The 10,200-nt window shown below is 70.1% G+C and carries 6 protein-coding genes; 3 read left to right on the top strand and 3 right to left on the bottom strand.

Translation table 11 applies throughout. The features are described from left to right. Positions 1-447: 447 nt before the first annotated feature. Both Q664_RS16430 and Q664_RS16425 read left to right on the top strand, forming a co-directional pair. A complete protein-coding gene (locus tag Q664_RS16430) occupies positions 448-1,308 on the top strand; it encodes a DUF2381 family protein (RefSeq protein ID WP_235216723.1) in 861 nt (286 codons plus the stop codon). 12 nt (positions 1,309-1,320) lie between these two features. Continuing rightward, complete coding sequence (locus tag Q664_RS16425) at positions 1,321-3,099, top strand: serine/threonine protein kinase (protein ID WP_052518223.1); 1,779 nt, start codon at positions 1,321-1,323, stop codon at positions 3,097-3,099. 129 nt (positions 3,100-3,228) lie between these two features. Here the strand turns inward: Q664_RS16425 and Q664_RS16420 are convergent, their stop codons facing one another. Continuing rightward, the gene (locus Q664_RS16420; protein WP_043395689.1) at positions 3,229-5,433 is read right to left on the bottom strand and encodes a xanthine dehydrogenase family protein molybdopterin-binding subunit; all 2,205 of its coding nucleotides are present in this window, start codon (positions 5,431-5,433) and stop codon (positions 3,229-3,231) included. Continuing rightward, a complete protein-coding gene (locus tag Q664_RS16415; RefSeq protein ID WP_043395684.1) occupies positions 5,430-5,897 on the bottom strand; it encodes a (2Fe-2S)-binding protein in 468 nt (155 codons plus the stop codon). The genes Q664_RS16420 and Q664_RS16415 overlap by 4 nt, the downstream gene beginning before the upstream one ends. 206 nt (positions 5,898-6,103) lie before the next feature. On the opposite strand from Q664_RS16415, the gene Q664_RS16410 reads away from it, so the two are divergent. Then, positions 6,104-9,388: a PAS domain S-box protein gene (locus Q664_RS16410; RefSeq protein WP_084609954.1), complete on the top strand. Its 3,285-nt coding sequence runs from the start codon at positions 6,104-6,106 to the stop codon at positions 9,386-9,388. Here Q664_RS16410 and Q664_RS16405 read toward each other — a convergent pair. Continuing rightward, on the bottom strand, positions 9,383-10,153 hold the full coding sequence (locus tag Q664_RS16405; RefSeq protein WP_052518222.1) for a DUF4184 family protein: 771 nt from the start codon (positions 10,151-10,153) through the stop codon (positions 9,383-9,385). The genes Q664_RS16410 and Q664_RS16405 overlap by 6 nt on opposite strands. Positions 10,154-10,200: the final 47 nt, after the last annotated feature.

Raw genomic sequence — 10,200 nt, 5'->3', positions numbered from 1 at the left:
CATCCATCGCGGCCCTGCCTGGCGGTGTGCCCTGGGGGAATAGCCACGACGCGTCCATCCAGACCCTGTCTGGCGGTGTGCCGCGGAGGGATTTCTACTTCAACGCCATCACGTCCCTTTCTCTTCATACAAATCCCATCTCCCCCAGACTGCCAGGGGACCGTTTCGTCTATTGCCGTTGAATAGAAACGCCTCATGGAAAGTCCATGATGCGTGGACTGGGAACGGTGAGCCGCGAGCGCCCAGCTTCGCATAGGCTGGGCGGAGCTCCGAGCTCCAGAGGGCGCAGGCCACAGGTGAGAAGCTCACGGCTTCACGATGAGAGCAGTGCCCAACACCAGCAGAGCAAGACGAGGTGGTGCGGCAACTGGTCGTCCGGGGGACGACATCTGCTACGGTGAACCGGAGAGGTTCTCCACCCTGGCACTACCATCACCCCTTCTCCTCTTGCTCTTCCTCGCTCTGTCCGTAAGTGCGTCGGCGGCAGCGCAGCCTCAGTTCCTGGTCCGCGAGCAGCAACAACGGCAGGTTGTCCTCCCCAGCAACCCTGGTGAGCCGGTGCCGGAGGCGCGGGTGGCGGCCGGCGTCGCCACCTACCTTCGCTTCGACGCCCCCATCGACAAGGCTTCGCTGGAGCTCGAGGGCCGACCGGCGCGCCTCCGGTGGGTGGATGTCGGCGAGCGCCTCGTGGCGGTGGAGCCCTCCGTCGACCTGGGAGCCGAGGAGAAGCTGGTGATGCGGGTGCGTTACAAGGACGGCGCCTCCCCAGCGGTGGCCACGCTCGTGCTCGTCTCCCACCCCACGCTGGTGGACAAGGAGCTGGAGGTGGTGCGCCGCCCGCGCACCGTCGAGGCGCTGGAAACCGCGCTGGCGGAAAAGGAGGCGGAGCTCGCGGCGCTCCGGGCCTTGAGCGGGCCCGCTGGGCTCGTGTTTTCCGGGCGGCTCGACCCGGACGGGGTGCAAGCCCAGCGCATCGCCAAGGTACCGGCGAGTGCGCGGAGTGGGCTGAGGGTGGCGGGTGGAGAGGGGTATCGCGCTAGATCCTGGACGCTCGCCGTCGTCCGTGTGCGCAGCCTTCCGGGACAGAAACCCTGGGTGCCAGGAGGGGCGCGGCTCACCCGTGCGGACGGCACCACCGTGAAGGTGCGCTCCGTGGACATGAACAAGGCGCAGCTCGCGCCGGGCGAAGAGGGTCTCGTCACGGTGGAGACGGAGACGCCGTTCTGGAAGGCGGGCGAGGTCTTCCTCCTGGAGGTGCTGGACAAGAGCGGCGTCCGGCCCCTCCCCATCCTCGAAGTGAATCTTTAGGAAGCAGGCCCCATGACAACGGAAGCCTTTCACCCGGACCACCTCCAGCCCGGCCACCAGGTGGGGCCCTGGCTCATCGTCGCGGTGCTGGGCCGTGGTGGCTCCTCCCGCGTCTTCAAGGTGGAGCGCGACGGCCAGCCGTACTCGATGAAAATGGGACTGCTCCCCATCAACCAATCCACGGAGGAACTCACCGAAGCACAGTACGTGGAGGAGACGAGCGCCTGGCGGCGCCTGGCGCGAGAGGCCTCCGCGCTCTTCACCTATTCCTCCCACCCCAACCTGCTGCGCGTGTACGCGGTGGACTTCTGGCCCCACCCCACCCAGGGTTACCCCTTCCTCGTCACCGACTTCGTGGATGGGGACGACTGGCACCGGTGGCGGTGGCGGAAACCCCTTCACGCCGTTGGGCTGGCGGACACCTTCTCCAGTGTGGTGCGCACCGTGGGGGTACTGCACGCACGCGGCGTGTACCACCGCGACTTGAAGGCGGAAAACATCCTCATCCGCCGGAAGGACGGCAGGCCCTTCCTCATCGACTTCGGCACCGCGCGCCTGCCGGGAGCGCTCACCCAGACGCTGGGACTGCCCGAGGGCGTCCTGCACCTGGTGCCCCCCGAGCTCCTGGCCTACACGCGCACCGAGGCGTGGAAGCGGGGCGAGCCCTTCCAGGGGGGCGTGCCCGCGGATCTGTACGCCCTGGGAGTGCTGCTCTACCAGGGCCTGACGGACCTCCACCCGTTCAACCCAGAGCTGCCAGACAAGGAACTGCTGGCCGCCATCGCCAGCGTCCCTCCCACCGCCCCCCACGTCCTCAACCCCCTGGCACCGCGCGCCCTCAGCGACATCACCCTGAAGCTGCTGGAGAAGCGGCCCGAGGACCGGTACCCGGATACCGAGGCAGTGCTCCAGGCGCTGGAGGAGGCCGTCGAGAAGGTGAGGACGTCCCCCGCCTGGAAGGTGCCACTCTTCACCGTTGAGGACAGTCCGGTGGAGACCCTCCCCGAGGAGGTGGCGGCACAGCCGGCCCGGTTGCCGCCTGCAACGCGCGAGGCCCCGGAGGAGGCACCGCCCCCCAAGGAGGAAGAGGCGAAGCAGGAGGAGCCTGCTGCGCCAGGAGGCCCGAGGCGCACGAGCGGGTCCCTGGTCGTGCTCGCGGGCCTGACCGTGCTCGGCCTTGCCTTGTGGCTGGTGCACTCCACACTCATGTCCCCACCCGAGGCGCTGCTGCCTGGGTCTGGCCCCGAGAAAGGAAGCCCTCCCGTGTCCATCTCTTCGCGCTCTACCGCCTCGAATCTCCTCGCCGCCTGGTTGTGCGCCGCCGTTGGCGTCGGATGCCCCGCCGCCCAGGTAAAGCCCCCGGAGCCCGGGGCCTGTCCCGAGGAGGCGACCAAGGCCATGTTCGAGGAGTTGAAGATTAGTACTGGCAGTCTCCTTCGGGCCATCTTGGACATCAACCAGCCCGGCGAATTCCAGGAGGTGGGCACCTACCAGGAGGGCCCTGTCATCAGCCGCCTGGTGGAGGGCGATGGCAACCTGCCCGAAGGGACGCTGCTATACGGCCGACTCTGGACAGGCCCCGGCATCTATGACTACCCCCCGGAGTTCAAGCGCCCGGCCGTCATGGGCCGCTACACGCTGGCCGTGCTGCCGGATGGACGGAAGTACCCCGTGTGCATCGCGCTGGGCGACCGGTACGCGCGCGTGAGGACGCATGAAGGCTCCAAGGAGGGGGCCGTGGTGCTGAACCGGGAGCTGCCCGTATCCCCCGTCTGGCGCTGGGAGTACTAGCCTTGGCCCTTCGGAGCCTCCTGGATTGAGCGGCGAGGCGGCTCCTCGCCCGCTCAGGCCGACTACGGTTGAAGAACGGAGACAGGCACCCTCACCCCGACCCTCTCCCGAGGGGAGAGGGGATATTGCTCAACCCTTTCGGAGGGCTGCCAGGCGCTGCGGTGTGATGGGCAGGTCTCGAACCCGCGCTCCCGTCGCTTCGAACACGGCGTTCGCCAGCGCCGCCGCCGTGGGGCCCTGCGCGGCCTCGCCCGCTCCCAGGAACGGCTCACCCGGACGATCCAGCAGCACCACCTCCACGGGCGGCACCTCCGAGAAGGTGAGGATGGGATAGGTGCTCCAGTCCCGCGAGAGAATGCGTTGGCCGTCGTATCGGACCGCCTCCTTCAGGCTCCAGCTCAATGACTGGACCAGCCCTCCCTCCAACTGGTTGGTGAGCCCGTCCGGATTGACCACCTCGCCCGCGTCGGCGGCCAGCACGGCCCGGACGACCTGGATGGCGTGGCTGTCCGGCTCCACGAAGACCTCCAGGCAGACGGCGCAGTAGCTCGCGAGGTTCTTGTAACGAGCGAAGCCCAGACCCCGTCCGTGATTCGGCGAGCGGCGGCCCTTCGACCAGCCGAAGCGCTCCGCCGCGCGTTGGATGACGGCCTTCGCCCGAGCGTCCTGGAGCTGGCGGAGCCGGAACCCAACCGGGTCGGCCTTCGCCGCATGCGCCAGCTCGTCCATGAAGGACTCGATGGCGAAGACGTTGGCGTAGGCGCCGAGCCCCCGGTGCGAGGACACCCGGAGCGGCATCTCCGTCACCAGGTGCGTCGTCACCGACTGGCCGGGAAACGCGTAGAGCGGAATGGCATTGCGGTCCGCGGCGTAGTTCGGCGGCCCGCCGTTCCTCGGAACCGGCATGGGAAAGGGTCGTGCCAGCGAACGGCCCGCCAGCAGGTTGCCAGGGTTTCCCCCTGGCCGCGTGCCGTGGGGAGTCGACCAGAGCTCGTAATTCCAATCGAGCACATCGCCCTTCTCGTCCACGTCGGCGCGGACCTTCACCACCATCGCCGAGCCGTAGGGCTCGCACATGTGCTCGTCCTGGCGCGACCACTGCACGCGGACGGCACGGCCGGGCAGCGCACGGGCCAGGAGCGCGGCATCCGCGGCGGCATCGTCCGCGCCGTTGTGGCCATAACAACCCGCGCCGTGCAGGTGCACCCCCCGTACCTTCTCTCCCGGCAGGCCGAGCATCCTCGCGATGGCCTCGGCGGTATCGAAGACGCTCTGGCTGTGCGTGTGGACGGTCAGCATGTCTCCGTCCCACTCCGCCACCGCGCACGAGGGACCGATGGAGCCATGCATCTGGTAGGGACGGCGGTAGCTCGCCTCCAGCGTCCGCGCCGGAGGTGGACCCGCCGGGCGCACGGTGTTCTGGATGACGGTGTCCTGGGACGGAGCACCCAGCAGCCAGGCATGGGGCTCCACGGGCAACGTGGCGTGCTCGCTCCACCGGACGGCACCCGCCAGGGCCGCCGCTGCCTTGATGGCCTGCCATTCCTTGGACGCAATCACTCCCAGGAAGTTCCCGTCGCGCACCACCTTCAAGACCCCCGGCATGCGCTCCACGCTGGACGTGCCAGCCTCGACGAGCGTCGCACCGTGGGAAGGGGCTCGGACGACGCGGCCGTGGACCAGCGTGTCGGAACGGAAGTCCTGCACGAAGATGGCCTCGCCCGTGAGCTTGGCGGGCAGGTCCAGACGCGGCACCGGACGGCCCACGTAACGCCGCTCGGAGGCGGGCTTCGGCGTGACGGTGCCGGTCGCCTCGCGGTTCAGCGTCCGTCCCCCCACCAGACTCCAATAGGTGACGCTCCCCCCGCTGACCGGATCCGACACCGTCCCGTCCCGCACGCGCAACCGCCGGGCGGGGACACGCAGGCGCTCGCTGGCCAGTCCCACCAGGAGGGCGCGCACCTCGGCGGCGGCCTGACGTACCGCCGAGCCCCCCTGGGACACGGACATGCTCCCGGCCGTGGTCCCCTCGTTCGGGGAGTGCCTCGTGTCACCGGAGAGGAGGGTCAACCGGGACAGCTCGATGTCCAATTCATCGGCGCACAACTGCCCGAGCGCCGTGAGGATGCCCTGGCCCAGCTCCACCTTGCCCGTCATCAGCGTGACCTTCCCGTCCGCGCCGATGCGCAGCCAGGCGTCGAGCCGGGGGTGACGCGCCAGGTCTCCCGGCAGCTTCGGGCGCGGCGCTTCACCGGAGACGCCCGGGGCGGCCAGGGCGAAGGCCAGCACCAGCGAGCCCTTCAGGACCGAACGGCGGTCGAGGCGGGCGCTCATCGGGCCAGCTCCTCCGCGGCGCGCTGGATGGCGCGCACGATGCGGTTGTGCGAGCCGCACCGGCACAGGTTGGCGTCCAGCGCGGTGCGGATCTCCGCCTCGGACGGCCGGGGCTTCTCCCGCAGCAGGGCCGCCGCCGCCATGACCATCCCCGGAATGCAGTACGCGCACTGGCCCGCCTGTTCGTCCAGGAAGGCCCGCTGGAGGGGATGCAACGCCCCGTCCGGTGCACGCAGCCCCTCCAGCGTGGTGAGGGCCCGTCCACCCAGCGAGGCGGCCGGGACGAAGCAGGAGCGGAGCGGTACCCCGTCGCACAGCACCGTGCACGCGCCGCACTGGCCCACGCCGCAACCATACCGGGCTCCGTTCAAACGCAGCTCGTCCCGGAGCACGTACAGCAGGGGCGTGTCTTCCTCCACCTCGAGGGCATGGGACTCGCCGTTGACCGTCAGTGTGAAAGGCATGGGATGCTCGTTTCTGGGGCCCGGAAGCCTAACAGCCAGCAAGTGCTCCCCATGGCTGGACGCATGCATCGTTGTTCTCCGGACGTATCCGGGAAACCCAGACCCTCGATCCAGCCCGGATGGCACGTCCAGCCGCCTCCCCCCTTGCGCCGCGAGGGATTGCACGGCAACAGTCTTCTCGACGCTCCCCCCACGGCATCACCCCCATGAGCATTCCCCTGTTCAACCCAGAAAACGCCCCGGAAGCCGCAGCCAACATCGCCGAGCGCAAGCGGGCCGAGGAGAGCCTCCAGGAGAGCAACGAGCAACTGCGCCTCGCCCAGGAAGCCGGGGGCATCGGCCTGTTCACGGTGGAGATCTCGACCGATCTGATGACCGTGACCCCGGAGTTCTGCCGCGTGTACGGCCTCGAGCCCGTGGACGTGATGCCGGTGTCCGCCATCGAGCCGCTCGTCCACCCCGAGGACCGGCAGGTCGCCTCGACCGCCACGTCGCGGGCCCAGGGCCTCGCGAGGACCACGGTCGACTACCGCATCCACCGGCAGGACACCGGCGAGCCGCGGTGGATCTCCCGGCGGGCCGAGTTCCTCCGCGATGCCGAGGGCAGGCCCGTCCGGCTCCGGGGCGTCGTCCAGGACGTGACCCAGCGCAAGCAGGCCGAGGACGCGCTGCGTCAGGCCAATGAGCGGCTCCAGCTCGCGCTCAACGCGGGCGCGGTGATCGGCACCTGGGTCTGGGACATTCCCACCGACCGTTTCACCGCCGATGAGCGCTTCGCCCGCTCCTTCTCCATCGAGCCGGAGCAGGCCGCCCAGGGGCTGCCGCTCAGCGTCGTGGCGGAGTCCATCCACCCCGAGGACAGCGCGCGGATCCTGGCGTTGGTGGCCCGGACGGGGGAGACCGGCGGCCCCTACCGTGCCGAGTACCGCGTCCGGCAGCTCGACGGCTCCTATCTGTGGATCGAAGCCAATGGCCACTGCGAGCTCGCCGCCGACGGCAGGCCGCTGCGCTTCCCGGGCGTGCTGCTCAACATCCACGAGCGGAAGAAGGCGGAGCTGCGACAGGCCGCGCTCGTCGAGCTCGGCGACCGGCTGCGGGAGCTGAGCGACACGGCCCGCATCGCCAACACGGCCATGGAGATCGTCGGGCGCCTCTTCGGCGTCTCGCGCGCGGGTTACTGCACGTTCGACACGGCCCGGCGGCTCTTCCAGGTCGAGCGGGACTGGGTCTCCGGTCCCGGCGTGGCCAGCGTGGCGGGCCCGCACGGGTTCACCGACTACGGCCACCACGAGGATCTCGGACGGGGTGAAACGATCATCATCCCGGACGTCGAGCAGGATCCGAGGACGGCCGCGACCGCCGGGAAGCTGCTGGCCCTGGGCATCCGGGCCCTGCTCAACGTGCCCCTGATGGAGCACGGCCGTCTCTCCGCCGCCCTGTTCCTCCATGACACGGTGGTGCGTCACTGGTCCCCCGAGGAGCGCGAGTTCATCCGCGACGTCGCCGATCGCATCTGGACGGCGTGCGCGCGCGTCAAGGTGATGGAGGAGTTGCGGCGGGCCAACGAGCTGCTGGAGCAGCGGGTCGAGCAGCGCACGCGCGAGCGCGATCGCATCTGGAACGTCTCCCAGGATCTGCTGCTGGTGGCGGACATGGAGGGCAGGTTCCTCAGCGTCAACCCGGCGTGGACCACGCTGCTCGGCTGGACCGAGGAGGAGCTGCTGGGAAGGACCTCCGCCTGGCTGGAGCACCCCGGCGACCGGGAGAAGACGCGGTCCGAGGTGGCGAACCTGGCCGCGGGCAACCGGACGCCGCGCTTCGAGAACGCCTTGCGGCACCGCAACGGCACCTACCGCCGCCTCTCCTGGACGGCGGTGCCCGTGCCCGAGGACGGGGTGCTCTACGCCGTCGCGCGTGACATCACCGAGCAGCGGCAGATCGAGGAGCAGCTCCGCCAGGCGCAGAAGATGGAAGCCGTGGGCCAGCTCACCGGCGGCGTGGCGCACGACTTCAACAACCTGCTGCAGGTCATCAGTGGCAACCTCCAGCTCCTGCAGCGCGACATGGCCGGCAACGCGCGGGCCCAGAGCCGCCTGCGGGCCGCTGTCGGGGCCGTGGAGCGGGGTGCCCGGCTCGCGTCCCATCTGCTCGCGTTCGCGCGCCGCCAGCCCCTCCTGCCCCTCGTCTTCAACGTGGGCCGGCTCGTGCGCGGCATGGATGACATGCTGCGCCGCCCCCTCGGCGAGAGCATCCAGGTGGAGGCCCTCATTCCCGGCGACCTGTGGAACACGTTCGCCGATCCCAACCAGCTCGAGAACGTCCTCCTCAACCTGGCCATCAACGCCCGGGATGCCATGCCCGAGGGCGGCACGCTGAAGATCGAAGCCCGCAACGCCCGGCTGGATGAGCACACGGCCCGGTTGAACCCGGAGGTGCTGCCCGGGGAGTACGTGCTCCTGGCCGTCACCGACACCGGCTGCGGCATGCCCCCGGAGGTGCTGGAGCGCGTCTTCGAGCCGTTCTTCACCACCAAGCCCGAGGGCCGCGGCACGGGGCTGGGCCTGAGCATGGTGTATGGCTTCGTCAAACAGAGCGGCGGCCACATCCAGATTTCCAGCCAGGTGGGGCGTGGCACGACGATCGAGCTGTACCTGCCCCGCGCGCTGCGGGACGAGGAGACGGCGCCCGCGGAGCTCTCCACCGGCCCCATCGAGGGAGGGAGCGAGACCATCCTGGTGGTGGAGGACAACCCCGAGGTGCGCGCCACGGTGGTGGAGATGCTGACGGAGCTGGGCTACCGCGTGCTCAAGGCCGCCGATGGGCAGAGCGCGCTGGCCATCCTCCAGAGCGGCATCTCCGTGGACCTGCTGTTCACCGACGTGGTGATGCCGGGGCCCATCCGCGGCGCCGAGCTGGCCCGGCGAGCCCGCGAGCTGCTGCCAGAGCTCGAGGTGCTCTTCACCTCCGGCTACACGGAGGACGCCATCGCGACGGGAGGGCGGCTCGACCCGGGCGTCCATCTGTTGAGCAAGCCCCATCGCCGCGAGGACATGGCGCGCAAGGTGCGGCAGTTGCTCGACAACCGCGCGCGGAAGCCGGCGTCACGCACGGCGAAGGAGTCCACCCGGCGGCAGCGCGTGCTGCTGGTGGAGGACGATGAGGACATCCGCGCGTCGGCGTGCGAGCTGCTGGGCCTGCTGGGCTTCGACGTGCTGGCGGTGGCGAGCGCGGAGGAGGCCCGGAAGGCCCTCGAGGCCGGCGTGTTCGGCGTGCTCTTCACGGATGTGACGCTGCCGGGCTCATCGGGGGTCGAGCTGGCCCGGGAGGCCGTCCGGCACAGGCCCGGCATGGGCATCATCATCGCCTCGGGGCTGGGGAACGCGGTGTTCGGCGGTGGCTCCGAGCGGTTGGAGGGCGCGGTGATGCTGCCCAAGCCCTATGCGCTGCCGCAGCTGCAACGGGCCCTGGAGCAGGTGGAGCGCAGGTCATGAGGGCCGGCGCCACCGGACGAGCGCGCACCCCACGGTGAGCCCCGCGAGCGCTCCCGTCACCGTGGGCCAGAAGGCCCACCACAGCTGCGCCTCCAGCGCCCCCATGTCCTGGAAGCGGGAGAGCCGCAGCACCAGTCCCAGCACGGCTCCAGCCGCCGTGGGCACCAGCACGCGCAGGCCATCCGCCCAGGAGCCTCCCGGCACGGGTTCCAGGTGCCGGTAGCGGCTCGCCATGTACCCGAGCACCACGAGCGAGCCCACCAGCGAGGAGGCGTGCTGGAGGATCCGCGCCAGCGGCAGCTCCCTGCCGCCCACGGGGACGCGGATGTCCGGGTAGAGCACGTCCGCGGGCCACATGCTGGCGTGGGTGAAGCCATCCCAGAGCAGATGGGTGCTCGCACCGAGCACCAGGGCCCCCACCGTGGCCACCCAGGCGAGCGGCGCTCGGGGCAGGCCCTCCGTGAGAGCGAAGCGGCCCCACTGCACGCCCAGGAGCTCGGGCAGGGCGCGTCTCAGCGCGGGGAGGACGAGTGCCTCCAGCCACACCAGCACCGCGAGCCCCACGGGCACGCAGAAGAGGACGAAGCCGGGGAACTCGTGCGCGTAGTCGCCGAGCCGGCGCACCGCGTACACATAGGAGAGGTCCGGCGCACAGGCTCCGACGACGAGCGCCGTGGGCAGCACTCCCCTCCGGGACAACCGGAAGAACGGGAGCACCGCGGCGGCATGGGCTGGCAGGGTGACGGGCACGGGAGTCGGCCCCATCCGTAGTCACTCCGGGGCGCGGGGGGAAACCCCTCCCGGGTTCCGCA

This window comes from Archangium violaceum Cb vi76 (assembly GCF_000733295.1).
GTDB classification, from domain to species: Bacteria; Myxococcota; Myxococcia; order Myxococcales; family Myxococcaceae; genus Archangium; species Archangium violaceum.
The sequence above is the reverse complement of the archived record's forward strand: the minus strand, read 5'-3'. Positions and strand labels throughout refer to the sequence as shown.